Annotated in this window: 23 protein-coding genes and 4 pseudogenes; 9 read left to right on the top strand and 18 right to left on the bottom strand. The window is 68.9% G+C overall.

Going from position 1 to position 22,471, the window contains the following annotated elements:
• Positions 1 to 374: 374 nt before the first annotated feature.
• Positions 375 to 1,292 carry a DUF1028 domain-containing protein gene (locus AC31A1_RS06165; protein WP_489652229.1) on the top strand — a complete coding sequence of 306 codons (918 nt, stop codon included), beginning with the start codon at positions 375 to 377 and terminating at the stop codon, positions 1,290 to 1,292.
• A 97-nt stretch (positions 1,293 to 1,389) separates the two neighbouring features.
• On the opposite strand, the pseudogene AC31A1_RS06160 reads toward AC31A1_RS06165, so the two are convergent.
• The 3 genes and pseudogenes from AC31A1_RS06160 to AC31A1_RS06150 form a co-directional block, all read right to left on the bottom strand.
• A pseudogene (locus AC31A1_RS06160) lies at positions 1,390 to 2,180 on the bottom strand (IS5 family transposase).
• Positions 2,181 to 2,306: 126 nt separating this feature from the next.
• Positions 2,307 to 2,699 (bottom strand): ester cyclase, encoded by a 393-nt coding sequence (locus AC31A1_RS06155; RefSeq protein ID WP_489652228.1) that lies wholly within the window; start codon positions 2,697 to 2,699, stop codon positions 2,307 to 2,309.
• Positions 2,700 to 2,900: 201 nt separating this feature from the next.
• Positions 2,901 to 3,506, bottom strand: a complete 606-nt coding sequence (locus tag AC31A1_RS06150; RefSeq protein ID WP_489652227.1) for a TetR/AcrR family transcriptional regulator — start codon at positions 3,504 to 3,506, stop codon at positions 2,901 to 2,903.
• 147 nt (positions 3,507 to 3,653) lie between these two features.
• On the opposite strand from AC31A1_RS06150, the gene AC31A1_RS06145 reads away from it, so the two are divergent.
• The 3 genes from AC31A1_RS06145 to AC31A1_RS06135 all read left to right on the top strand — a co-directional run bounded on the left by AC31A1_RS06145 (position 3,654) and on the right by AC31A1_RS06135 (position 5,354).
• Positions 3,654 to 4,625: an aldo/keto reductase gene (locus AC31A1_RS06145; RefSeq protein WP_489652226.1), complete on the top strand. Its 972-nt coding sequence runs from the start codon at positions 3,654 to 3,656 to the stop codon at positions 4,623 to 4,625.
• Positions 4,626 to 4,888: 263 nt separating this feature from the next.
• Positions 4,889 to 5,161, top strand: coding sequence for a hypothetical protein (locus tag AC31A1_RS06140; RefSeq protein ID WP_489652225.1), 273 nt, complete (start codon positions 4,889 to 4,891; stop codon positions 5,159 to 5,161).
• A gap of 22 nt (positions 5,162 to 5,183) precedes the next feature.
• Entirely contained in the window at positions 5,184 to 5,354 is a 171-nt protein-coding gene (locus AC31A1_RS06135) for a hypothetical protein (RefSeq protein WP_489652224.1), read from the top strand.
• A 53-nt stretch (positions 5,355 to 5,407) separates the two neighbouring features.
• Here AC31A1_RS06135 and AC31A1_RS06130 read toward each other — a convergent pair whose 3' ends face one another.
• Positions 5,408 to 6,160: an SDR family NAD(P)-dependent oxidoreductase gene (locus tag AC31A1_RS06130; protein ID WP_489652223.1), complete on the bottom strand. Its 753-nt coding sequence runs from the start codon at positions 6,158 to 6,160 to the stop codon at positions 5,408 to 5,410.
• A gap of 143 nt (positions 6,161 to 6,303) precedes the next feature.
• On the opposite strand from AC31A1_RS06130, the gene AC31A1_RS06125 reads away from it, so the two are divergent.
• The gene (locus AC31A1_RS06125) at positions 6,304 to 7,233 is read left to right on the top strand and encodes an AraC family transcriptional regulator (RefSeq protein WP_489652222.1); all 930 of its coding nucleotides are present in this window, start codon (positions 6,304 to 6,306) and stop codon (positions 7,231 to 7,233) included.
• An 85-nt stretch (positions 7,234 to 7,318) separates the two neighbouring features.
• On the opposite strand, the pseudogene AC31A1_RS06120 reads toward AC31A1_RS06125, so the two are convergent.
• The 3 genes and pseudogenes from AC31A1_RS06120 to AC31A1_RS06110 all read right to left on the bottom strand — a co-directional run.
• Positions 7,319 to 7,483, bottom strand: a pseudogene (locus AC31A1_RS06120) (hypothetical protein); the annotation flags it as partial.
• A gap of 153 nt (positions 7,484 to 7,636) precedes the next feature.
• Complete coding sequence (locus tag AC31A1_RS06115; protein WP_489652221.1) at positions 7,637 to 7,771, bottom strand: hypothetical protein; 135 nt, start codon at positions 7,769 to 7,771, stop codon at positions 7,637 to 7,639.
• A 39-nt stretch (positions 7,772 to 7,810) separates the two neighbouring features.
• Positions 7,811 to 8,479, bottom strand: coding sequence for a winged helix-turn-helix transcriptional regulator (locus AC31A1_RS06110; protein ID WP_489652220.1), 669 nt, complete (start codon positions 8,477 to 8,479; stop codon positions 7,811 to 7,813).
• 81 nt (positions 8,480 to 8,560) lie between these two features.
• Between AC31A1_RS06110 and AC31A1_RS06105 the strand changes: the two genes are divergently transcribed.
• Both AC31A1_RS06105 and AC31A1_RS06100 read left to right on the top strand, forming a co-directional pair.
• Positions 8,561 to 10,147: a DHA2 family efflux MFS transporter permease subunit gene (locus AC31A1_RS06105; protein ID WP_489652219.1), complete on the top strand. Its 1,587-nt coding sequence runs from the start codon at positions 8,561 to 8,563 to the stop codon at positions 10,145 to 10,147.
• The gene (locus tag AC31A1_RS06100; RefSeq protein ID WP_489652218.1) at positions 10,144 to 10,941 is read left to right on the top strand and encodes an SAM-dependent methyltransferase; all 798 of its coding nucleotides are present in this window, start codon (positions 10,144 to 10,146) and stop codon (positions 10,939 to 10,941) included. Before AC31A1_RS06105 ends, AC31A1_RS06100 begins: the two co-directional genes overlap by 4 nt.
• A gap of 380 nt (positions 10,942 to 11,321) precedes the next feature.
• Here AC31A1_RS06100 and AC31A1_RS06095 read toward each other — a convergent pair whose 3' ends face one another.
• From AC31A1_RS06095 to AC31A1_RS06065, 7 genes and pseudogenes are all read right to left on the bottom strand, one after another.
• Complete coding sequence (locus tag AC31A1_RS06095; RefSeq protein ID WP_489652217.1) at positions 11,322 to 11,597, bottom strand: hypothetical protein; 276 nt, start codon at positions 11,595 to 11,597, stop codon at positions 11,322 to 11,324.
• Positions 11,598 to 11,732: 135 nt separating this feature from the next.
• On the bottom strand, positions 11,733 to 11,963 hold the full coding sequence (locus tag AC31A1_RS06090) for a hypothetical protein (protein ID WP_489652216.1): 231 nt from the start codon (positions 11,961 to 11,963) through the stop codon (positions 11,733 to 11,735).
• A gap of 121 nt (positions 11,964 to 12,084) precedes the next feature.
• A pseudogene (locus AC31A1_RS06085) lies at positions 12,085 to 12,600 on the bottom strand (cation efflux transmembrane domain-containing protein); the annotation flags it as partial.
• Between the two features lie 148 nt (positions 12,601 to 12,748).
• Positions 12,749 to 14,707 (bottom strand): sensor histidine kinase, encoded by a 1,959-nt coding sequence (locus tag AC31A1_RS06080; RefSeq protein ID WP_489652215.1) that lies wholly within the window; start codon positions 14,705 to 14,707, stop codon positions 12,749 to 12,751.
• 430 nt (positions 14,708 to 15,137) lie between these two features.
• Positions 15,138 to 15,638: pseudogene (locus tag AC31A1_RS06075) on the bottom strand (phosphate signaling complex PhoU family protein); the annotation flags it as partial.
• A gap of 19 nt (positions 15,639 to 15,657) precedes the next feature.
• Positions 15,658 to 16,464 (bottom strand): helix-turn-helix domain-containing protein, encoded by an 807-nt coding sequence (locus AC31A1_RS06070; protein WP_489652214.1) that lies wholly within the window; start codon positions 16,462 to 16,464, stop codon positions 15,658 to 15,660.
• Positions 16,461 to 17,252, bottom strand: coding sequence for a peptidoglycan-binding protein (locus AC31A1_RS06065; protein WP_489652213.1), 792 nt, complete (start codon positions 17,250 to 17,252; stop codon positions 16,461 to 16,463). Before AC31A1_RS06065 ends, AC31A1_RS06070 begins: the two co-directional genes overlap by 4 nt.
• A 327-nt stretch (positions 17,253 to 17,579) precedes the next feature.
• Here AC31A1_RS06065 and AC31A1_RS06060 point away from each other — a divergent pair, with 327 nt between their 5' ends.
• Positions 17,580 to 17,999: a peptidoglycan-binding domain-containing protein gene (locus tag AC31A1_RS06060; protein ID WP_489652212.1), complete on the top strand. Its 420-nt coding sequence runs from the start codon at positions 17,580 to 17,582 to the stop codon at positions 17,997 to 17,999.
• An 807-nt stretch (positions 18,000 to 18,806) separates the two neighbouring features.
• Here AC31A1_RS06060 and AC31A1_RS06055 read toward each other — a convergent pair.
• Both AC31A1_RS06055 and AC31A1_RS06050 read right to left on the bottom strand, forming a co-directional pair.
• Entirely contained in the window at positions 18,807 to 19,139 is a 333-nt protein-coding gene (locus AC31A1_RS06055; RefSeq protein WP_489652230.1) for a helix-turn-helix transcriptional regulator, read from the bottom strand.
• 98 nt (positions 19,140 to 19,237) lie between these two features.
• Positions 19,238 to 19,420, bottom strand: coding sequence for a hypothetical protein (locus tag AC31A1_RS06050; RefSeq protein WP_489652211.1), 183 nt, complete (start codon positions 19,418 to 19,420; stop codon positions 19,238 to 19,240).
• On the opposite strand from AC31A1_RS06050, the gene AC31A1_RS06045 reads away from it, so the two are divergent.
• Positions 19,400 to 20,095 carry a LuxR C-terminal-related transcriptional regulator gene (locus AC31A1_RS06045; RefSeq protein WP_489652210.1) on the top strand — a complete coding sequence of 232 codons (696 nt, stop codon included), beginning with the start codon at positions 19,400 to 19,402 and terminating at the stop codon, positions 20,093 to 20,095. The genes AC31A1_RS06050 and AC31A1_RS06045 overlap by 21 nt on opposite strands.
• An 831-nt stretch (positions 20,096 to 20,926) precedes the next feature.
• On the opposite strand, the gene AC31A1_RS06040 is transcribed toward AC31A1_RS06045, so the two are convergent.
• Together AC31A1_RS06040 and AC31A1_RS06035 are read right to left on the bottom strand one after the other, a co-directional pair.
• Positions 20,927 to 21,712, bottom strand: coding sequence for an ABC transporter permease (locus AC31A1_RS06040; RefSeq protein ID WP_489652209.1), 786 nt, complete (start codon positions 21,710 to 21,712; stop codon positions 20,927 to 20,929).
• Positions 21,712 to 22,440 (bottom strand): ABC transporter ATP-binding protein, encoded by a 729-nt coding sequence (locus AC31A1_RS06035; protein ID WP_489652208.1) that lies wholly within the window; start codon positions 22,438 to 22,440, stop codon positions 21,712 to 21,714. The genes AC31A1_RS06040 and AC31A1_RS06035 overlap by 1 nt, the downstream gene beginning before the upstream one ends.
• Positions 22,441 to 22,471: the final 31 nt, after the last annotated feature.

Raw genomic sequence — 22,471 nt, 5'->3', positions numbered from 1 at the left:
ACAATGCCCGTCCCGCCCCAACACCCCACCGACCAACACCGACACAACACACCACCAGACCAGCACCACCAACTCTCACCATCACCGACACCAACCCAACAGACCGCACATGAGAAACGGGTCGAACGGCAGTCGACACGCCACGCAGACCTGCGACTGCGCAGCGTCACTCGGACTTTGAAACAGCCCTGCCACGGCAACCCGCCCTGACCAGCTGATCAGCACCTCCCACACGCCGGAGGAACCTCAGAACGCAGGACACAGCCTTGACAATGAAGCTGGGCGCGTGGTGAGTGTCTTTGAAGCCGCACCAATCCTCACCAGGGCCTACCGCGACGAGGTCTCTGCTCGATACTTGTAAGGGGGGAAGGTGTGTGACTTTCACGATTCTCGCGGCGGACCCGCAAACTGGTGAGTTAGGGGTTGCCTCGTTCAGCTTTGGGCTTGCCGTCGGAGCCGGCATTGTGCACCACTCCCACAAATACGGACTTGTCGCCGTGCAGGCGCTTGGCGATCCAGCGTGGGCATCTCGTCTGCTTCCGAACCTTGCTTCGGACGCGTGGTCCGATGCCGTTGCCGAGCTCAGCCAAACACCTGGTTCCGAATCCGGTCAGGTGGCTGGACTATCGACTAGCGGCGACACCTTCGCATTCACTGGCTCGGACACGGAGGCGTTCGCCGGGGCTGCTTGCGAGCAGAACATCTGCTGTGCCGCGAACCTCATGGCGGTTGACTCCCTTCCCATCTTGGTGACCGAATACTTCCGGTCGCTCGACCCCCAGATGTCGTTGGCTTCCCGACTCGTCCAGTCGGCGCACCACGCAGACGTGTTGGGTGGCGATGTGCGTGGGCGCATGTCGGCCTTCATCAGGACGTTCCACAGCGATCCGGAATACAGGCCGGTGGACTTGCGTGTCGACTGCCATCCGGACGCTGTCTTGCAACTGGTGCACCTTGTGCGGATCGAGCGGGCTCACAGGTTCCTCACTTCGGCGCTCGACGAGCAAGGCAGATACGCCAACGTTTCGGCTACCCAAGCTGCCTACCAGCTCGCTCCGGAAAGCGCGGTCACTGCGTCGGCGTACTTGCTCGCCCGACTCCGGACGGAGGACCTAACCGATCCGGAGCTGAGAGCCTTTACCGACGAGCTGGTGCGACAACAACCCTGTCTTCCTGAGCGTCTTCGGCCACTGGAGTCGGCGGGGCGCCTTCCGGCCGGAACAGTAGAGGGGCTCGACCTACTCGAGGCACCTCATCGGGATGCATGTTGCGGTAGGAGGACCGCCACCTGACACAGAGTCGGCTCCAACCTGACAGGTGGTTGGGCGGGTTGCCCCGGCCGCAGGCATGAAGGAGGCTCCTGGTCGGTGGATTCACGACTAAGAGGTTCTAACAAAGCCGTTGCACATGCCGGTAGGTGATGAGGCAGGTGGCGAGGCCGAGGAAGGCCTCGTGGATGTCGTCGCGTCGCTCCCATCGGATGCGTAGGCGACGAAGGCCGTGCAGCCAGGCGATTGTTCTTTCCACGACATACCGGAAGATGCCCAGGCCGGAACCGTGGGGCTGGCCTCGTTCGGCGATGACCGGGCGGATCCCGTGGGCCCAGAGCAGGCGCCGGTACTTGTCGCGGTCGTAGCCGCGGTCGGCGAGGAGCGCGGCGGGTCGGTGTCAGGGCCGGCCGACGACGCCGGTCACAGCCTGAACCTTGTCGAGCAGGGGCAGCAACTGGGTGACGTCGTTGCGGTTGCCGCCGGTCAATGACACCGCGAGCGGGATGCCCTGGGCGTCGGTGAGGACGTGGTGCTTGCCGCCCGGCCGTGCGCGGTCGACCGGGCTGGGACCGCTTTGGGGCCCCGCCGAGCGGCCCGCACATGGGAGGAGTCGATCACCGCCCGCGACCAGTCCAGCTTCTTCGAGGCCCGCAGCCTCTTCAGCAGCACGAGGTGCAGTGCCTCCCACACACCGGCCTCGTTCCACGCGGCCAGGCGCCGCCAGCACGTCATGCCCGAGCCGAAGCCCAACTCCTGCGGCAGGTACTCCCACTGGATGCCGGTGCGCAGCACGAACAGGATCCCGCACAACGCCTGACGGTCCGGTATCCGCGGCCGGCCCTCGACCAGTTTCGGTCCCGGCTCCGGCAGCAACGGCTCGATGAGCGACCACAGTTCATCCGACCCGATCCACGGCCGCGACTGATGTTTCCCCACGACCAGACCAACGACCGCCCAAGCCGAAAGTCACATGATCAACGACTTCTGTTAGGACCTCTAAGGCCGACGATGCCGACACCGATCGGCTTACGGGGGTCAGGCACCGAGCTGCCGCCTCAGGGTCTCGGCGTCGTGCAGGGCCGTCATGTGCACGAACCGCCGGTCACGAACCTGGTAGATGGCGTACTCGACGATCTCGAAAGAGGCGCCGGTGGGAGCCACGCCGAGCCACTCCTTGGCGGGCGTGCCCGTGTTGGTCAGACGGGCGGCCAGGCGATCACCATCGACCGCGATCTCCCGGGGTTCCCAGTGGAAGTCCGGGACCGCGTCGATGTCGCCGTTCAGCACAGCGATGACCTGGTCCCGAGTGCCCGGCTCACCGTTCAGGGTGGTCTCGTCGTTGATGAACTCGTCCATGCGGTAGATCTCGTGGGCGTTGAGCGCCCCGATGTAGCGCCGGTAGAACTCGCGCAGGTCGGTGTCGGACATGATCTCCTTCTTCGGCCCCCGGAGCGGAGGTCATGCTCGGCGTTTCGCGACGGCTCTTGACGGTTTCGGCACGGTGATCGTCGGCAGGGAAAGACCCACTGCTCGAAACTTCTGTCCCGGACGGTACCGAAGTTTTGCCGCACCGTCACGGCCCTCATGCGCGGAGAATGTCTCACCGGGGCGAGCGAAGGGGTGCAGCCGCTAGGCAGGCCAGCCGAGCAACGCCGTGTCGACGATCTCATCGAGCTCAGCAGGACCGAGGCCGTTGGCGGCCTGCACTGCGATGCCGAAACCCATCGTCATGATGAACCGGGCAAGACGCCGAGGGTCGGCGTTGCGCGGAAGATCACCCTCGTTGACGGCACGCCGGAAGCGCTCCTCAAGGCGGACCCCCGCGTCGTTGCGCCAGTCGACAAGCAGGTCGTGGACGGCCCGGCTCTCGTCGCTCGACGCCAGCGCACCCTGCACGGTCAGGCACCCGGAGGGGCCGTCGGGAGGGGTCGTGGTGCAGACCGCTCCTCGGAGGAACGCCAAGGCCACAGCCCGTGCGGTGGGCTCCTCCAGGGCGTGCGTGGCGTAGGCGGCGGGCCCCGCACCGTAGCGCTGGAGGGCCTTGCGGAACAACTGCTCCTTGTTGCCGAAGGCCGCGTACATGCTCGTCTTGGTGATCCCCATGGCGCCGGTCAGTTCAGCGAGGCTTGCACCTTCGTAACCTCGCGCCCAAAACACCCGCATCGCCCGTTCCAGCGCCTGGTCGATGTCGAATCCTCGCGGCCGACCCATGACGGCCCTACGGGAGTCACCCATGCCACAAGCGTACCACTCGGTACAGATCCCCGCCGACCAGCAGTTTCATCCCACAAGGTGGCGAACGCAGTTCAGTACCGGTCGGTCTTGATGTGCTACTGTTCTGCACCGACCGGTACTGAACTAATGGGAAGGGAAGTCCGCGCCATGAAAACCGTTTCGCTCGGAGGCCTCAAGGTCTCGCGCATCGGTCTCGGAGCCATGGGAATGTCGGCGTTCTACACCGGCGCCGGCCAGTTCGACGACGAGTCGATCCGCACGATCCACCGCGCTCTGGACCTCGGGGTCACCCATATCGACACCGCTGAGGGGTACGGCCCCTTCATCAACGAGGGGCTGGTCGGCCGGGCCGTGCAGGGGCGCCGGGACGAGGTCGTGCTGGCGACCAAGTTCGGCCTGATCTCCCACACCGGTGGCACGGCTCCGGACAGCACCCCGGCCAACATCCGCCTGGCCGTGGAGGGATCACTGAAGCGCCTGGGTACCGACTACATCGACCTCTACTACCAGCACCGGGTAGACCCCGGTACGCCCATCGAAGAGGCCGTTGGCGCGCTGGCCGAACTGGTGACCGCAGGCAAGATCCGCCACATCGGCCTGTCGGAGGCCGGCCCCGCCACGATCCGCCGCGCTCACGCCGTGCATCCGGTCACCGCGGTCCAGTCCGAATACTCGCTGTGGACCCGCGACCCGGAGGCCGAGATCCTGCCCGTCCTGCGCGAACTGGGTATCGGCTTCGTGCCGTACTCCCCGCTTGGCCGCGGCTTCCTGACCGGCAGCATCCGCTCCCTGAACGATCTTGACGCCGACGACTGGCGCCGCACCAACCACCGCTTCGCCGACGGCAACCTGGAACGCAACCTGCGAATCGTCGACGAGGTCCGGGCCGTAGCCGCCGAGATCGACACCACACCCGCGCAGGTCTCCTTGGCCTGGCTGCTCGCCCAGGGTGACGACATCGCGCCCATCCCCGGCACCAAGCGAGTCGCCCGGCTGGAGGAGAACGCCGCCGCCGACCGCATCGAGCTCACTGCCAGCCACGTCGCCCGCCTGAACGACCTGCCCCGGGCCTCCGGCGAGCGCTACGACGCGGACAACATGGCCGCCATCGACCGCTGATCGAAGACGTACCACCACGCACGCAGCGGGTCGGCATCCGGGCGAAGAGTGCCGCATTCCCAATGAGACTGTGCAACATGAAGTACGCAGGTCACGGGTCTGGTGTGCGGGGCGGGCGGGGCACTCGGGCTGGTCGTCGGCGGGTGTCCACGGTGAAGATCGTCTGACCTGTCGCCAGGCCGTTGCCGGATTCTGCTGCGCCGACCGCCGTGTCCCTCCTACGATCCCTGCCCGGGCCGGTGCCGGGAGAGCGCGGGGAGGGCATGGGCAAGCGGGAGCTGGAGCGGCTCGCGGCTCGCCGGCGTGAACTGGACACGCTGGCCGAGGAGTCGGCCAAGCAGCTGCAGGAGGTCCAGGCCCAGCGGGAGGAGCTGCTGATCGCCGAGCGGGTCCCGAACCGGCTGGCCGAGCAGGACCGGGCCGCGGCGGAGGCCGCCGCTACCGTCGCCCCGACTCCCGCCCGGGTGGCGGGGCGGGCGGTCCCGCTGATCCGGCACCGCAGCGAGAATCCCCGACGAGGCCGCGCTGCCCGCTGACTCCCGCAAGATCCTGGCGATCGTGCGGGCCGCCGACGGCCCCGTCCGGGTACGGGCGGTGGGCCAGGAACTGGGCCTTCAGGTGACGGTGCGCGGCAAGCTGGAACCGCTGCGCGCGAAGATGACGAAGCTCGCCGACCGCGGCCGGCTGAGCCAGCGAGGCGACGGGCGGTTCACCGCACGCTCCTCGTAGTAGCGGCATAGAACCTGGGACACTTCAGATGTCACCCGCTGTGTGGTGCCTGCTCAGATCTGGTTCGTGCCACCGTCGACGTAGATGTTCGCGCCGACGACGTAGCTGCTCTGTTCCGAGGCCAGGAAGGCCACGACTGCGGCGGCCTCCTCAGGCTGACCCATGCGGCCCTTGGGCACGGTCGCGGCGACATTCTCCTTGACGGCCCGGGCGGTCTCCTCGTCGCCGAAGGCGGCGGTGCCCCCGGGAGTTTCGATCCATGCCGGCGAGACCACGTTGACCCGGATGCCACGGCCTTTGAGCTCGACGGACCACGTCCGCGCGAAGGACCGGACGGCCGCCTTCGACGCCGCGTACGCGCCGAACGCCTCCATTCCACGGTCGCCGGCCGTCGAACCGACCAAGACGATCGAGGCTCCGTCATTGAGCAGCGGCAACGCCTTCTGCACGGTGAACAGCGTGCCTCGGACGTTGACCGCGAAGGTCTGGTCGAAGTGCTCCTCGGTGGTCTGTTCCAGCGTCACGAACGCACCGACCGCCGCGTTCGCCACGAGCACGTCCAAACCCCTGCCTCGCGCCTGGACCGCCTCGTAGAGCCGGTCCAGGTCCTGGGGCTTCGAGATGTCGCCGACGATCGCAGTGGCCCGGTCCGCTCCGATGGTCTTGACGGCGGCCTCCAGCTCGGACTGGCGTCGCCCGGTGACGAACACGTGCGCACCCTCGTCCGCCAGCCGTACGGCGGTGGCCAGACCGATACCGGTGCTGCCCCCGGTGACCACCGACGTCTTGCCTTCCAGCTGCCCCATGTGGGTGTCTCCATACTCTCTCGATACCGATCCGTTCGACGTCGAGACTGCGTGAGTTCGGAGATACTATCCATGATGCAGAGTCCACAGTTCTTTACGTATCGTCCAGGAGGTTGTCGTCGGTGCTCGGATTCCGGGATCCAGTGGCCGACGCGATCAGCCTGCTCCGGCCCCGCACGGTGATCGGGCCCAATCTCCAGGCCGCCGGAGAGTGGGCTTTGCTCTTCGACACGTTCTTGCACGTGCGGATCGGGGGCCTCGTGCGTGGCACGTGCTGGTTGATCCTCGAAGGGCACGAGCCGGTGCTCCTGCGGGAGGGTGACACCTTTATGCTGGGCAACCCGCCGCCTTACGTGCTGGCCAGCACCCTCGACGCAAGCCCGCGCCCTGCAAAGCCGGTGTGGGCGGGTGCCGAGGACGGCTTCGTGCGGATCGGCCCGGAGTCCGAGGAGGACCTCTACCTCTGCGTCGGGCACATCGCGTTCGACGACAAGAACGCGGCCCTCCTGACCGATCTTCTGCCCTCGCTCGTGATCGTCCGCGTGGCCGATCCTCATGGCAGGCGGCTCGCGCAGCTGATCGATCTCCTGGCCACCGAGGTCGGGATCTCCGCCGCCGGCGGCCCGCTGGTGCAGAACCACCTCGCACAGATCCTGCTCGTGCACATGCTGCGCGCTCACGCCGGTCAGACAGACCGGCCCACCGGCTGGCTGGGCGCCCTGAACGAGGACGGCATCGGTGCCGCCCTGCGCGCCGTGCACGCGGACGTGGCCCACTCCTGGAGCCTCAAGGAACTCGCCGAGATCAGCCACATGTCGCGTTCCGCGTTCGCCCAGGCCTTCAAGAGCCACGTCGGGGTCCCGCCGCTGGAGTACCTGATCCAATGGCGCATGAGCCTCGCGCGCGACGCCCTCGCCCGCGACACTCTGTCGATCTCCGAGCTCGCACGGGCCACGGGCTACCTGTCCGAGAGCGCGTTCAGCACCGCGTTCCGCCGCGTGGTCGGCTCATCGCCGGCACACTTCCGAAACCAGGCACGGCAGCCACCATGCTCGGCCGCGAACGGAAGCTGAAAGAGGCGTCCTGTGCTCAGCTGCGCCGCTCACGCCGGCGAGTTCACCACCCGAGGCTGCGGTACCTGGAAACCGATGACCACTCGGACTCCACGTCCAGGTCGGTGTCCGGAAGCGACGTCCGGCGCTCACTGGGAAACCCCTCGAAGAGGAGGTGACGCATGATCGGATTGGCCGTGGCGATGAACAGCGCGTGATGGACCATGGAACCGGCGCCGGAGCCGCGCGCGGCGACCCTGATGCCGAGCGCCCCGGTTGTAGGCCAGCATTCGGAATGTCCTGTTCCACCGTGACGACCTGGGCTTTCCCGACTTTCTCATGTGAGGGACACGGCACTTGCGTCTCACGATCTTGTCCCTTCAGGTCCGCTGCCGCTGTGTACGCCATGTCACTTGGCCAGCGGTCATCCGTCAGCGAGCGGGGACTCGGCGTACGCGGTGGATCTGCTGGAAGCACCCCAGGCGGCCTCGGCCGAGGCGTACGGCTCAGGCAGCTGCAGAACGCCGGTGTCGTAGGACGTGGCGTCGGATCCGGGCATCGGCGTTCGCGGTCATGGCCGATAGGTCGGCGCCGCTGCTCATGGGCGGACCTCGTCCTCGCAGCGGACCCGGTCCCGCGGGACCGGGCGGAAACGGGCGAGCAGGTCGCGTCTGCCACGGACGGACAGACCGATCTCGCCGGCGCGTTCGAGATCGATCACGCCGCTGAGCAGTCCGAGGACGGCACGGGGCGGTCCGTCCAGGGTGAGGTCCGGGTCGGTGGCGCGGCCGAGCCGGGTGTGGATCCGGCCGTCTCGCAGCTCGATGACGGCCAGCTCGCCGGACGCGACGAGTTGGATGACCGCGGGTGGGCCGTCGGGGTCGGCGTCGGCGGTGAACCAGGCCGGGGCGTAGGCCAGCCACTGTGCCTGGAACGCGTCGTCCGGCCGTTCGACGGTCATGAACCGCAGACCCCACAGCCCGAGCGCCTTCAGCACCGGCTCCAGCTCCAGACCGGTCTCGCTCAGGGTGTAGAGGACGGTGGCGACCGGCGGCGGCGCGTCCTCGCGCGTGATCAGCCCGGCGGCCTCAAGTTCCTTGAGGCGGGTCGACAGCAGGTTCGCCGCGACGCCCGGCAGCCCGTTCTTCAGGTCCGTGAACCGGCACGGGCCCCGCAGCAGCAGCTCCCGGACGATCAGCAGTGTCCAGCGGTCGCCCACGACGTCGAGGGCCCGGGCGATCGAACAGTACTGGCCATAGCTCCGCATGCGGCAAGCCTAGGCCGCCGATGGTTTATTTTCCAAATCAGGCAGTAGAAAAACTCAACCAGTCGTGCTTAATCTTCCACCATGACTCGTGCACCGTCGAAACCACTTGTGCTCGTCGCGCTGCTGATGGCCTCGTTCGTGATCAACCTCGACACCACTCTGGTCAACGTGGCCCTGCCGACCCTGACGCGTGAACTGGGTACCTCCACCGCACAGTTGCAATGGGTGGTGGATGCCTACAACCTCGTGTTCGCCGCCCTGCTGATGACCTCGGGGAGCCTGTCCGACCGCTTCGGCCGCAAGGGCATGCTCATGGCCGGTCTGCTGGTGTTCGGCGTAGCCAACTTCGTCGGGGGGTACGCCGGCACCCCGGCGGAGCTGATCGCGGCCCGGGCCGTGATGGGTCTGGGGGCCGCGATGACGTTCCCGGCCACGCTCTCCCTGCTCACCGGCGTCTTCACCAGCCGCAAGGAGCGGGCGCTGTCCATCGGCCTGTGGGGTGCGACGGCCGGTATGGCCATCGCGCTGGGGCCGATCGCGGGCGGCTTCCTGCTGGAGCACTACAGCTGGTCGAGCATCTTCTACGCCCTCGGCCCGGTGTCTCTGGCCGTCATCGCGCTGGTGGCATGGTTCGTCCCCAGGTCGCGGAACCCCCTCCCGCACCGCCTGGACTTCCTGGGCCTGGTGCTGTCCGGCGGTTTCATGGGGCTGCTCGTGTACACCGTCATCGAGGCCCCGGACCGTGGCTGGGCGTCAGCGGCGTCGCTCGCCGGGTTCGCCGGTGCCGTGCTCCTGCTGATCGCGTTCATCGTCGGCGAGCGCCGCGCCGACGAGCCGATGCTCGACGTACGGCTCTTCAGCGACATGCGCTTCAGCGCCGCCAGCGCCTCGGTCACGATCGCGTTCTTCACCCTGTTCGGATTCATCTTCCTGATGACGCAGTTCTTCCAGTTCGTCCGGACGTACAGCCCACTGTCCACCGGCGTCCACCTGCTGCCGGTCGCGGTCTCCGTGGCCGTCGGATCGACCCTCGGGACGCGGCTGGCGGTCCGTGCCGGCACCAAGGCGATCGTCACGGCCGGGCTGGCCCTCCAGGCGATCTTCTACTTCTGGGTCGCCGACGACATCTCCCCCACCCTCAGCTACGGGACCATCGCCGTCCAGATGGTCGTCTACGGCCTCGGCATGGGCCTGACCTCCGCGCCGGCGACCGAGTCCATCATGGGCGCGGTCGCAGCCGACCAGGCCGGCGTGGGATCCGCCGTCAACGACTCCACCCGCCTGCTCGGCGGAACCCTCGGGGTCGCGGTCATCGGCAGCGTGTACGCCTCCCTGTACGACGCGCGGCTCAACACCGCGCTCCCCGCAGGACTGCCGCCCGCGCTGAGGGACCTCGCACATCAGTCCGTCGGGGCGGCGTTCGGCGTCTCCAGTCAGCTCGCCGCCCACGGCCAGACCGCCACGGCCCACGTCGTACGTCAGGCCGCGACCGGTGCCTTCGACCACGGTCTCAGCGTCGGATGCGTCGTCGCCGGAGTCGTCGCGCTCGCCGGCGCCCTGCTCGCCGCCGTCTTCCTGCCCGCTCAGCCCCCGCAGCAACTCGCCCCGCAACACCAGCCGGTCGAGCCGACCGACACCACCAGCAACCGAAAGGACCCGGTGCCATGACCTACGGAGAAACCGCCGTCGCCCAGACCATCGACCGACTCCTGAGCGACCATCGCGATCTCGACGCCGCGGCCGACGGGGCCCTGGACAACCTCGACCAGTTCCACATCGGCGGCGCCGACGCGGTCGAACTGCTCATCCCCACCCTCGCCCTGACCCAGGGTGACGTCGTCCTGGACGTCGGCTCCGGATTCGGCGGACCCGCCCGCCAGATCGCCCGCCGCACCGGCAACCACGTCGTCGGCATCGACATCACCCCGGCCTACGTCGACGCCGCACGCGACCTCACCGCCAGGGCGGGACTCAGCGACCTCGTCCAGTTCCACGCGGAGGACATCGCCGGCTTCCGGCCGGATCCGGTCTTCGATGCCGCGCTCACCATGCATGTCCAGATGAACGTACCGGACAAGACCACCTGGTTCCGTCACATCGCCGAACGCCTCGCCCCCGGCGCGCACCTGGCCGTCTGGGAGGTCTGCCAACCGCACGAAGCCGATCTGCCCTGGCCCATGCCCTGGTCACTCGACGGCACCGACAGCTTCGTCGTGTCCGCCGAAACACTGCTCGCCGGCATTAAAGGCGCGGGGTTCGCGACGGTCGAATGGACGAACGAGTCGGCATGGGTCCAGGACTGGATCACCAAGACCTTCGCGAACGGCCTGCCCGCAGGCCCCGCACTCCCGATGCTCCTCGACGACGGCTATACCCGCGTCATCAACTACACCACCGCGTTCGCGGGCGGCTCCCTCGAAGTCTGGCGTGGCTGTTTCACCAAGGACACTGACTACCGGTAGTAATCCAAAGCCCTGACGGGCACACCCCGGTGGGGTGAAAATCTGGGTGGGGGCGTCCGGCTGACGTCGTCTGGACTGGGCGTGTCCGAACCTGCGGGTTACTGACCTTCTCGGATTGGCTTCGAGTGGTCTGAGGTGAGGGTCCGTCCGGTCTCGGTGAGGCAGCCGTCGATGAGTTCGGGATGACGCTCGATGTGGGCGAGGCCTCGGCGGAGGGCGCCGGTGAGATGGCGGGGAACGGACATCTGAGATCAGGGGTTCTGCCCCGGGAGGATGTCCGTCATGGAGAAGATGGGGAAGAAGAAGCCTCGCCCTCACCGTTCGTTCACGCCGGAGTTCAAGGCCGAGATCGTCGAGCTGTGTCGACTACGAGACCGCACTCACAGCCTGGCCACACCACGCCAAAGGTGTCCGTCAAACCGGAACAAGCTCATACCATGTCCGACGGTTCTCCTGATGTCTCGAAAGACGCCACGCAACTGCTTCTCGACCTCGTAGCGGCTGAGGCGCTTGGAGCGCGCGAACCGGGTGATTGCGGTCTGCACCTCGCACGCCGCCTCGAACCACACCAGCCGCTGCCGTGTACGTTCTTCGTTTCCGTTCAGCTGTTGTAGTTTCCGGTGCTCGTTGTCGACGGCCTGCTGGAGCTCGACCAACGGGTCAAGGAGTCCTGCTCGGCTTTCTGATCCGGGCTGGGAACAGTCAGCGTGTGAAGGTGCGGTTGAGCGGTATGCCGGATCACTCTCCGTTTCAATGGCGGGCGCCGTCGGGTCTCGCCCAGCCGTCCGCGGTCAGCGAGTCGGAAGCGACGCCAAGAGTCGTCGATCGTGCGGAGAGGCGCGGCGGTCCAGCCGTTTCTGCAGGCGCGCCCGGGCGGCATCGCAGCGGCTCGCCGAGATCAGGGTGTACAGGAATGTCTCCTCGACCACCTCGCGCTGTGCCGCGCTGCCACCGACCGTACGGAGCCGGGGCAGTTCGCCGGGGCGGCTCCGCGCCACGTCTCCTTCTGTCCGGCGGACCATGCGGGCACTCCCCAGGCGGAGGGTGTCACCGGACGCCCGAGCAGAAGGGGACAGTGACCGTGGTGAACCTCACCTGACAGAGGTGCGCGACGCCCTGCGCGGACCGACGTTCTCCTGAGCGTCACCAGCAGGCACAGCCCGCCTGGCAGCCGCATTCATCCTCGGTCTGCGCAGTACTCACGACCGGTGCCACGCAGCAGCCGTCACCACGCCACGCGTCCCGCCCCTCCTTCACCGCCGCCACCGCGATGACGAGCCCCGCGATCGGGTCGGCCCACACCCAGCCGAGAGCTGCGTTGACCACCAGGCCGACGAGTAGGACGGCGGAGAGGTATGTGCACAGCAGGGTCTGCTTGGAGCCCGCGACCGCCGAGACCGAGCCAAGCTCCCGTCCCGCGCGTCGCTGGGCAGCGGACAGGAACGGCATCACGGCGAGAGAGAGTGCCGCGAGCACGATGCCGGTGCCGGTGCCGGTGCCGGTGAGGGCGCGTACGGCATCCACCGTGACGTAGGCGGCGAGAGCGAAGAACGAAACCGCGATGATCCGGAGCGTTGGTTTCTCCCGGGCCTCGCGCACCGCGTGGTCGCTTGCGGAGAACTGCCAGGCGGGCGGGGGACGGGCCGAGGACACCCGGAGACGGACAAGCATGGTCGGGTAAACGGATCACAAGAAGAGGGTGAAGACGACAGAAGGAAGGGACCAGGTCGGGTCCGGCACGGGCTCGGTGAGTGGTACGCCCGCTTCACCTCCGTAGAGCAGCGACTCCTCAACCAGACACGGGAACTCACGTGGCTGCGTTGGCAGTTGAGGCGTCCGGCTGCTGGACGAGCGTGGGGGGCAGGGCGACGTAGGCCGTGACGCCCGAGCCCTGTGTCGGCCGCAGCTCGACATGGGCGCCGAGGCGGATGGCGAGCGCGCCGACGACATGATGGCCCAGGAACCGGGTGGGTGCCGCGAGCAGGGGGCCGCCCCTGCCGGACAGCAGGGTGTTGGCCTGGGCCATCCGCTGCACGGTCATCCCGATTCCGCGGTCGACGACGGCGAGGCAGTACTCGCCGCCGTCCCGCCAGCCGTAGACCTCCACCGGCTGGCCGGGCGGGCTGAACATCAACGCGTTCTCCACCAACTCGGCCAGCAGGTGCGAGAGTTCGGCGACCACGTGGCCGCGGACACGGCAGTGCTGTACGTCGGTGACAGCGACCCGCTGGTACTGCTCGACCTCCGAGACGGCCGACCGCACCACATCGGCCACGGCGACCGTGCCGGGCCAGGCGCGGGCCGGGGACTCCTCGCCGGCCAGCACGAGCAAGGACTCGGCGTTGCGGCGCATGCGGGTGGCCAGATGGTCGAGTTCGAAGAGCTCGGCGAGGGCGTCCGGGTCGAGTTCCTGGCTCTCCAGGGTGGTGATCAGACCGAGCTGACGGCCGAGGAGGGCCTGGTTGCGGCGGCCGAGGCTGGCCAGGGACTCGGTGCTGTTGCGGCGCAGGACGGCCTGCTCGGCGGCGAGGCCGACGGCGGTGCGTTCGACGTTGTGCAGGGCGGCGGTCAGCCGGGTGATCTCCCGTGCGGTGCCGGGGACTTCGGCAGCCTCAAGGTCGGGGGGCAGGGGGGTGTCCGGGTCTGCCTCCTGGACGCGCTTGACCGCTTCCGCCAGTCCGGTGCCCGCGATCGTGTCCGCCTCGTCGGCCAGGGCTCCCAGGGGGCGGGTGATGGAGCGGGCCGAGAAGACCGCGAGTGCGCAGGCCACGGCGACGATCAGTCCGCCCAGCGCCAGGAAGCCGATGAGCTGCCCGGTGGCCGCGTCGCCGGTCTGGCCGGCTCGGGCGCGGACGTCGTCACCGACCTGTTTCTGCACGCCGTGCAGATCGTCGACGAGCGTCGTCATGTCGTTCCACCAGCGGGCGGGGGCGACATGGAGGACCGAACCGTCGGCGCCTGCCTCGGCCTTGGCTTCGTACTGGGGGACTCGACGGGCGGCGGTCGTCTTGAGGGCTTTGTCGAGGGCGGATTCTTCTTCGCCGCCCGCGAGTTGGCGGAACTCGCCAAGGGCGGCGACGCGGGTGGCGCGGATCTCGGTGAAGTCGAGGTACTCGCCGGAGCGGAACCCCTTCGCGGCGAACACGCCGTTCAGTGAGCCGCGTTCGAGGGCGACGGCCTCCGTGGCACGGGCCAGGGCCTGTAACGCCTCCACACCGTGGGCGATACGGCTGTCGTTGCCGGGCACGCCGGCCGATTCGGCGTCGATCAGGTCGGTGACGGCCCGGGTGTAGAAGCGGAGAGTGGCGGTGCGGTCGGCGCTGCCGGCATCGACGCCGGTGCGGGTGCCGGTGAGGCCGGCCAGCGGGAGCTGGGCCCGGCGCAGGGCGGAGGCCGCGGCCCCGGGTAGATCACCGCTCTCGTCTGAGAGCGCCGCCGTCAAGGACGTACGGGCGTCGTCGGTGTGCGCGCGCTGCGCGCCGACGTCGTCCCGGTACTCCTTGTCGCCGCCCAGCAGGCCGTTGGTGAGACCGCGTTCGCGCTGCAGCTCCTGGACCAGGTCCTGGACCCGCAGCAGGACGGCGACCTGCGACTGGGTGGCCCGCGCGGCGGACCAGTCCTGCGCGCGGTCGGCCACGCCCAGCCCGGTCAGGGCCAGGAGCAGACAGGTGGGTACGGCAAGGACGATGGCCATACGGCCACGGATGGAGCCCCAGCCGGGAAGGCGGACGGACAGGTCAGGTCGGCGAATTCGGTTCCCCGTCATGCCCCGTGAGGCTAGAGACGGTCCGGCCATCCGCTCGTTTCCCACTCGTAAGACATCGATTCACAGGTGCTCACCCGGCGCACACGTCTGAGGTGAGCAGGGTCACGGCGGCAGGTCAGCGGCCCGCTGATACGAGACCCACCCCCGCACCTGACGTACGACGGTGTCCTGAGTCGACGGCTCGGGCGCTGCCCAGCGCGGATCCGCAAGATTCATGGACCGCAGCGTCAGGGCAGCCCGGGCACCGCCGGTACCCGGGCGCCGGCGTCGTGCACGGACCGGAACTCTCAGTGCACACGGGAGAAGCTACCGACACGGCCGAAGCAGCGAGTCTGCGCACAGCCGCGCGGTCCGGCCTGCTCTCGGCGCCGCAACCGACCCGTGGGGCCAGTGCCCGAAGCCGCTGGAGGCGTGAACCGACCGAGCCGCGTCACGAGACCACTGGCGTATCCATGACGAGTTCGTCCGCGTGCTCGCCAGTGACGGGGTACACCACCCGCCGGGCGACCGAGACCGCGTGATCGGCGAACCGCTCGTAGTAGCGGCCGACAAGTGTGACGTCGACGGCCGTCTCGACGCCGTGCTCCCAGCGGTCGTCCATCAGGTGCTGGAAGAGCATGCGGTGCAGTTCGTCCGTCCGGTCGTCGTCCTGCTCCAGCTGGAGTGCCGCCTCGACGTCCTTGGTGATGACCACTTCCGCGGCCTGGGCCATCAGGCGCTGTGCGAGCCGGCCCATTTCCAGGATCGTGCGGTGCAGGTCGCCGGGTACAGCGGAGGCGGGAAAGCGCAGCCGGGCCGGCTTGGCCACGTGCTGCGCCAGCGCGCCCGCACGCTCCGGGCCCGCGGTCATCCGCAGCAAGGTGACCACGATCCGCAGGCCGGTGGCGACCGGCTGCTGCCTCGCCGGCACCGCGATCGCCCGGCCCTCCAGTGGAGTACGGCGCCTTCCACTACGGCCGGAAGCACTCCCGGCCGGCGCTCCCCGCGAATTCGGCGCATGCCTCGATCGCCTTCGTGTCCCCCGCCTTCACCGCGACCATCGGTGAGGAGCGGTACATCCCCGTGACGTACTTGTCCGCGATCACCATGTGCTGTGCCGCCACGCCCGGCGCGGACACCTCGAAGCGGTCACCGACGCGCTGCCCGCTGACGCGCACCCAGGCCGCGCCGCACTCCGGCTTGTAACGGATCTGCACCTCGACACCCGATCTCCTGAGCGTGCGCAGGACCTTCGGCGCCCCCTGCACCTCCACGTCGCCACACCCTGTCGCCAAGGGCTCCTGGCCAGTACACCCCGCACCATGGCAGAGGACCTGCCGGGCGGCGCTGCGCGCGCTGGGACGAGGGGGAGAGTGCGGTTCGCCGGCCGACCGGAGTACCACCGTCAGCACGGCAGCGAGCGCACACGCCACGATACCCGTGGCCGCGGCCACCCTCACCAAGGGACGGCGCCACCGCGGGGTGCGGGAAGGTTCCGGCTCGGACTCCACCGCTCCGGGGCGAGCGCCCCGGCCGCTCCAGGCCACCTCGGCCAGCTCCCACAGCGCCACATGGCGGGCGGCGGGCACTCCCGCCACCCGGCACAACGCTTCCACCGCCGAACGCGGGGGCAGCTTCCGGCCGTTGAGGTAGCGCTCCCAGGACGACTTGCTGAAGGCGGTCTGCGCGGCGAGCGCGGCCAGGCTCAGCTCCGTGCGGCCTCGCAACTCCCGCAGCGCCTCGGCGAGCAGCACGCTTTCCGGCGCCTCTTGGCTCATTTGCTGAGCGCCCCCCAGGTCTGCGGTCCGACCAGGCCGTCGACGTCGAGCCCCTTCTTGCTGTGCTGGAAGCGCTCGACGGCGATCTCGGTGTTCGGGCCGAAGCGACCGTCGATCCGTCCTGGCGAGAACTTGGCGTGCTGGAGGAGACACTGGGCCTCGACCACCTGCCAGCCCTGCACGTTGAGCCCGATCACCGTCTTGCGGTCCGCGCTGTGTCCCGCATAGAGACGGCCGTCGTACCGCTGGAACTCGCAGCGGTAGGTCTCGCCGTACTCGTAAGCCCCCTCATGGGCGCCTGTCAACGGCCCCTGCTCCGGCTTGCCCTCAGCCGTGCCGCCGCCCGCCCATGGAACCGACACCAGCAGCGCACCGATGAGACCGCCCGCGAGGGCGATGCCCAGGCCGCCCACGGTCATCCACAATCCTCGTCGGCGCGGCGACGCCACGGCGCTCAGCGGCTCGGTCGCCCGCTCCCCGAGCGTCTCGCCCTCCCCGTTCCGGCTCGATGCCGATGCCGATGCCGCCCACGCCGACTCGGCGACCTCGTGCAGGGCCAGCAGCCGCTCGGAATCGGCATCGCAGACCCGGGCCAGCTCCTCGACGGCGGAGCGCGGCGGCAACGTCCTGCCGTTGAGATAGCGCTCCCAGGACGACTTGCTGAACGTCGTCTTCGCGGCGAGCGCGCTCAGGCTCAGCCCGCCGTGATCCTTCAGCCTCCGCATCTGTACGACGAGTTGCCACACCTTCTGGTCGAGTGATGCGGGTAGCTCCTTCCAACGCGACATGTTCCACCCCATGTCCGGTGTTTCGACTCCCCGTTATGGAGGCGTTCCCCACGCTCATGGTTCCTGTTCCTCCCCTTCCGCCATTCCTCGCCACCCCCATTTCGGCCACCCGAACACCGTCCCGAGGCATCTGACGCGTCCCAGGGACACGGCATCAGCGGCGATATCCCAGCAGGTCAGAGCGTGAGACGTCCCACGATGCCCCGGACGGGTCCAACTCGCTGGCCCCTCAGGCGAATTGGCCAGCATCGTCGGTGGTGCAAGCCGGGCGGCGCGGTCCACCCCGCGCCGCCCCAGCGACCACAACGGGGAAAGGACTCCCACGACATGAACGCACGCAAGCGCACAGCCATCGCCATCGCGACGGCGGCCCTGGGCAGTCTCGCCATCGTCCCGGCGGCCGAGGCCGCTTCCACGAGCACGAGCCACCAGGCCGCTCAGACCGTGAGCGCTGCGGCTGTCCACAGCGACAGGACCGCGGACGCCTGGTACTGCGGCTACTACGACGGCAACAAGAAGATCCTCAAGTACGGCTCGAAGGGCGCGGCTGTCAAGGAGGCGCAGTGCCTGCTGAAGTACCACTGGAAGACGCCCAAGGGCAAGAAGCTCGCGGTCGACGGCAAGTACGGCTCGAAGACCACGGCAGCCGTCCATGAGTTCCAGAAGCGCGTGAACAAGAACCAGCACGCGGGCATCGGCGTGGACGGCAAGGTCGGCCCGCAGACCTGGAAGTGGCTGCGCTACTAGGGCGTGTCCGCAAAGTCCCGTCGTCCGCCCGGAGGGCGGGCTCCGGGCGTCGCGGAGCAGGCGGGACTTTGCGGACATGGCCTAGGGCCTGCGTGACGGCGGTCCGCCCTCCCACGGGGGAGTTGGGCGGACCGCCCGCCTGCGACAGCCCCCAACTCACCCATAACCGCCTGCCGGCCACGGCACAGCCCCTCGCCACACCATGTTCGGATCGCGAGAGCATCGTTCCCCGGAATCCGATGGAGCGCCCCCTGCCCCGTGACACCGGACGGGAGAACGATCCCGCACACGGCTTCGCCGGTTCGGCCGTCGTAGCGAACCGTCAGGCGCACGGAGTCGAAGAGCGGGCGGGACAACTCGTCCGGCAGGCACGACAACTGGACGGGTGCCACGGAAGCCTGGCTGAGCGACTTGGCCATCCCCGCCCGGTGCCCCTCATGTTCGTCAACGTCTTTCAACGCGGCGGCAAGTTGTCCTGGAGGTCTCGAACACTGCCATTGCGGCTTGCACGCACCAGAGCCACCAACTCCCTCGACCGGTCCGCACCGATCCGCAGCTCCTTCCGCGGCGACTCGACCGACACCGGACGCTGATGCAACTCCCGATGCCGGGCATCCATCCGCCGAGCATGCTCCGGGGGCACCAGACCACTCATAGACTCACAAACCGCCCACCCACAGCTGTACGGTTCCGCGACGACCACGCCAGCAGCCGCACCGGGCGCCGTCGTCGATGTCCGACTCCGCACCACCAGTGAGGACAGGATGCAGTTCCGGGGCAATCACCGGTAGGCCGGTGGCGACGGGGTCAGTGAGCAGGTCCGGCGGTGCGCCGGATCTCTGCTGCGGTCTGCCCGTACTCGGCCTTGAGTGCACGGCCCACATGGCCGGCGTCGAACATGCCCCAGCAGGCGGCGATCGCCGCCGTTGTCCGCCCGGCGAGGGCGGGATCGAGGAGGTCGCGCCGAATGCGGTACAGGCGCTCGTGTCGCACCCACGCGGCGAAGGTGAGCCCTCCGCGGCGGCGGAAGAGCTGATGGAGGTGGCGCGGCGAGATGCCGTGCGCGTGGGCCATGGTCTCGGCACACAGCGACGGGTCGCCCAGGTTCGCCCGCGTGAACGGCTGCGGGCAGGTGGACACCGACAACCTGCCCGCCGTATCGGGAGAAGCTCAAGCTCCCCGGCGTGAAGTGCGCGGCACGAGAAAGCGCGCGCCGGTCGGTCGCCGGGCCGAACCGGTCAGGGGCCCTCCTCGCCCTGGGCGATCTCCACCTGGTGATGAAAGGCGACGACGCCGGTTGTTCCGGCAGCGACGGACAGGACCGTGCAGGCCACGAGGAGGAGCGCGCCCAGCAGGCGCAGCTCGCCGCGGCGGCCGAGCGCGCCCGGATCGCGCGGGAGATGCACGACATCGTCGCCCACGGCCTGGTCGTCGTCGTAGCCCTCTCCGAGGCCGCCGCCGCGACCACGACAACCGATCCGCAGGGGGCCCGCGCGAAGATGCTCCAGGCGGCATCGACCGGCCGGCAGTCCCTCACCGGAATGCGCCGGCTCCTCGGTGTCCTACGGACGGACGACGACGGCGAACGGGCTCCCCAGCCGGACCTCGGCTCACTCAAGACCCTGGTGGACGAGACCCGCGGCACCGGCCTGGACGTACGGCTGACCGAGACCGGCAACCCGGAGACCCTCAGCGCCGGAGCCTGCGGATTCCTCCTCAAAGACGTCGTCCCGGCCGTCCTCCAGGCCGCGATCCGCGCCGTGGCCTCCGGCGACGCCGTCCTCACCCCGCGCATCACCCGCGGTCTCGTCGACCGCTTCGCCCAGATCGCCCCCTGGCCCCGCACCGACGACGCGGGCACACACTTCGCCCGACTGACGGCCCGCGAACGAGACGTGTTCCACCTCATCGCCGCGGGCCTGTCCAACGCCGAGATCGCCGGACGCCTCTTCCTCACCGAGGCCACCGTCAAAACCCACATCACCCGCATCCTCACCAAACTGCAGCTCCGCGACCGGGTCCAGGTCGTGATCTTCGCCTACGAACACCAACTGCGCACACACGGCGGACAGCCTGAAGTCCCGCCCTTCCCGTGATCGGTTGTCGGGCTGCGGGCGACGGTGTGCGAGGCTGGCCGACCGTCAGTTGGCCGGCCGTCAGGGGCCGGCGGATGGGACAACCCCGAATCCAGACGCGGAACGACCAGGCGCTCATCCCGACCTACGGCACACAGTCGCGGACTACGAAGAGGCATCGCTCCGGGACAGACCCTGACGGTACGCCGAGTCGGTCTATCGGCCTCACCCGCGATTGATCGAGGTGCGGCCGTGACATGACGAGGGCCGCTCGCGGCTGCGCCACCCGGGCATCGACGCCATGCCGACCACGATCGCTGTCGGCGTACGGTCTCAACTCATCAGCCGCGTACGGACGAACGTACCCAGCCGTCGGGGCCTTACCCGCCGGGCTGGCCTTCGCGCCCAGGCCGCATTCGAATGGGCGGGCCCACGCTACGCGGGCGTGCTTCGGAACTTCCGATCCTGGGCCTGGGCGAGTATGGCCGGCTGCGTGACTTTGCGATCTCTTCGATCATCGCTACGGCGTTGCCGGACTGCCGGGCGGGGTTCGAGCCGGAGTCGCTCGAAGCCCTGGGAAAGCCGCGGCCGGCACCGGTGATACGGCGCGGGGAGCAGAGAGGACCCCGGATACTCCGCAGAGCGGCCGGATGCGGTCTCAGCCAAGACCAACCACCGGAGCGAAAGACGTCGCCACGGACGAAGCCTGCGGAGTGATGTGGGTCAGGCATGCGCGATTCGGATCTTCGGGTGGCTGCCGCTCTTTCTGGTGGGAGCGCCGCCGGGGGCAGGGGTGCGACCGTACCGACAGGCCGGCACCCCGAGGTGTCGGCGGCGCCCCGTCGGTCGGGGTCAGGCGTCCCGGGTGAAGCGCCAGGCTCCGCAGGCGATGGCGAGGGCGAGGTAGAGGGCAAGGTCGAGCAGGGCGAAGGGGACCGACGGTATGCGCTCCGGGTGCAGGGCGTGGGCGTGGACCTGGCCGAGGGTGTCGGCGGCGTTGGACAGCATCAGTTTGCTGGGCAGGTAGGACCAGCCTTCGACGGCCTTGGCGGCGCCGTATCCGAGGTAGACCAGGGCGAACACGGCGGCGATTGCCCCGGCGGTGTGCCGGATGACGGCGCCGAGCCCGTAGCCGACCATGGTGACGACGAACAGGTACAGTCCGGCGCAGGACACGGCGCGCAACACACCAGGATCTCCCAGGCCCACGTCGAGGTGCCGGCCGGCCAGCACTGCCTGTCCGCTGAAGAAGCTGACGAAGGCTGCCAGTTCGCCCAGTACGAGCGCGAGCCCGCCGGTCACCAGCGTCTTGGCGGCATAGGCGACGGCACGCCGGGGCGTGGCGGTCAGCGTCGTACGGATCAGGCCGGAGGCGTACTCGCCGCTGACGGCTACGACGCCGAGGACGCCGAAGGCCAGGACGGCGAAGGCGAAGCCGGACAGTGAGTCGCCGACCGGGTCGAACTGTGCCTTGTCGGAGGCGTTCAGCCGCGGCCAGTTGTCGGCCGTGTGTGAGACGTCCATCAGGCTGAGTGCCAGGCCGAACGCCACGGCGATCAGCGCGGTGATCCAGGTGGCGCGCAGCGAGCGAAGTTTGATGAGTTCGGAGGCGAGGGCACCGGTCAGTGCGTCGGACATCAGCGTCCCGTCCCTTCGGTGCGGTACTCGACGGCGGCTTCGGTGAGGCGGAGATAGGCGTCTTCCAGCGAGGCGCCGGTCGGTACGAACTCGTTCATCGTGGTGTCGGCGAGCAGGCGGCCGCGGCCGATGACGAGCAGGTGGTCGGCGGTCAGGGACATCTCGGCGGTCAGATGGCTGGAGACCAGCACGGTGCGTCCCTCGGCGGCCAGTGACCGCATCAGGGTCCGGATCCACCGGATGCCTTCCGGGTCGAGGCCGTTGACCGGCTCATCGAAGATGAGTACCGGCGGGTCGCCGAGGAGTGCGGCGGCGATGCCGAGGCGCTGCTTCATGCCGAGGGAGAAGGTGCCGGCCCGGCGGCCGGCGACGTCCGACAGGCCGACCAGGTCGAGCACCTCCTCGATCCGGTCGCGGCGGATGTGGTTGGAGGCTGCGAGCGCGGCCAGGTGGGCCCATGCTGTACGCGCCTTGTGCACGGCCCCCGCATCGAGCAGCGCGCCAACGCGCCGCAGCGGCCGGTTGATACGGCGGTAGGACTGGCCATCGATCAGGGCCACGCCGGAATCCGGGGTGTCCAGGCCGAGCAGGGCGCGGATCGTCGTCGATTTCCCGGCGCCGTTGGGCCCGAGGAAGCCGGTCACGCGGCCGGGCCGGATGTCGAACGTCAGGTCGTCGACGGCGGCCCTGCGCCCGAAACGTTTGGTGAGGTGTTCGCATCGAATCACGTCACCACTGTGCCGAGCAGCGCCGGTCGGG

The sequence above is a fragment of the Streptomyces sp. P5F9 genome, assembly GCF_057961495.1.
Note: the sequence above shows the minus strand (reverse complement) of the source record. Positions and strands in the feature narration are given on the sequence as shown.

Bases quoted from the DNA above. Each gene is read 5' to 3' on its own strand.
- AC31A1_RS06100 (WP_489652218.1), top strand. From the start codon at position 10,144: ATGACCTACGGAGAAACCGCCGTCGCCCAGACCATCGACCGACTCCTG.
- AC31A1_RS06110 (WP_489652220.1), bottom strand. From the start codon at position 8,479: ATGCGGAGCTATGGCCAGTACTGTTCGATCGCCCGGGCCCTCGACGTC.
- AC31A1_RS06070 (WP_489652214.1), bottom strand. From the start codon at position 16,464: ATGAGCCAAGAGGCGCCGGAAAGCGTGCTGCTCGCCGAGGCGCTGCGG.
- AC31A1_RS06105 (WP_489652219.1), top strand. From the start codon at position 8,561: ATGACTCGTGCACCGTCGAAACCACTTGTGCTCGTCGCGCTGCTGATG.
- AC31A1_RS06155 (WP_489652228.1), bottom strand. From the start codon at position 2,699: ATGTCCGACACCGACCTGCGCGAGTTCTACCGGCGCTACATCGGGGCG.
- AC31A1_RS06060 (WP_489652212.1), top strand. From the start codon at position 17,580: ATGAACGCACGCAAGCGCACAGCCATCGCCATCGCGACGGCGGCCCTG.
- AC31A1_RS06065 (WP_489652213.1), bottom strand. From the start codon at position 17,252: ATGTCGCGTTGGAAGGAGCTACCCGCATCACTCGACCAGAAGGTGTGG.
- AC31A1_RS06150 (WP_489652227.1), bottom strand. From the start codon at position 3,506: ATGGGTGACTCCCGTAGGGCCGTCATGGGTCGGCCGCGAGGATTCGAC.
- AC31A1_RS06080 (WP_489652215.1), bottom strand. From the start codon at position 14,707: ATGACGGGGAACCGAATTCGCCGACCTGACCTGTCCGTCCGCCTTCCC.
- AC31A1_RS06130 (WP_489652223.1), bottom strand. From the start codon at position 6,160: ATGGGGCAGCTGGAAGGCAAGACGTCGGTGGTCACCGGGGGCAGCACC.
- AC31A1_RS06115 (WP_489652221.1), bottom strand. From the start codon at position 7,771: ATGCCCGGATCCGACGCCACGTCCTACGACACCGGCGTTCTGCAGCTG.
- AC31A1_RS06090 (WP_489652216.1), bottom strand. From the start codon at position 11,963: ATGGTCCGCCGGACAGAAGGAGACGTGGCGCGGAGCCGCCCCGGCGAA.
- AC31A1_RS06040 (WP_489652209.1), bottom strand. From the start codon at position 21,712: ATGTCCGACGCACTGACCGGTGCCCTCGCCTCCGAACTCATCAAACTT.
- AC31A1_RS06145 (WP_489652226.1), top strand. From the start codon at position 3,654: ATGAAAACCGTTTCGCTCGGAGGCCTCAAGGTCTCGCGCATCGGTCTC.
- AC31A1_RS06045 (WP_489652210.1), top strand. From the start codon at position 19,400: ATGCACGACATCGTCGCCCACGGCCTGGTCGTCGTCGTAGCCCTCTCC.
- AC31A1_RS06140 (WP_489652225.1), top strand. From the start codon at position 4,889: ATGGGCAAGCGGGAGCTGGAGCGGCTCGCGGCTCGCCGGCGTGAACTG.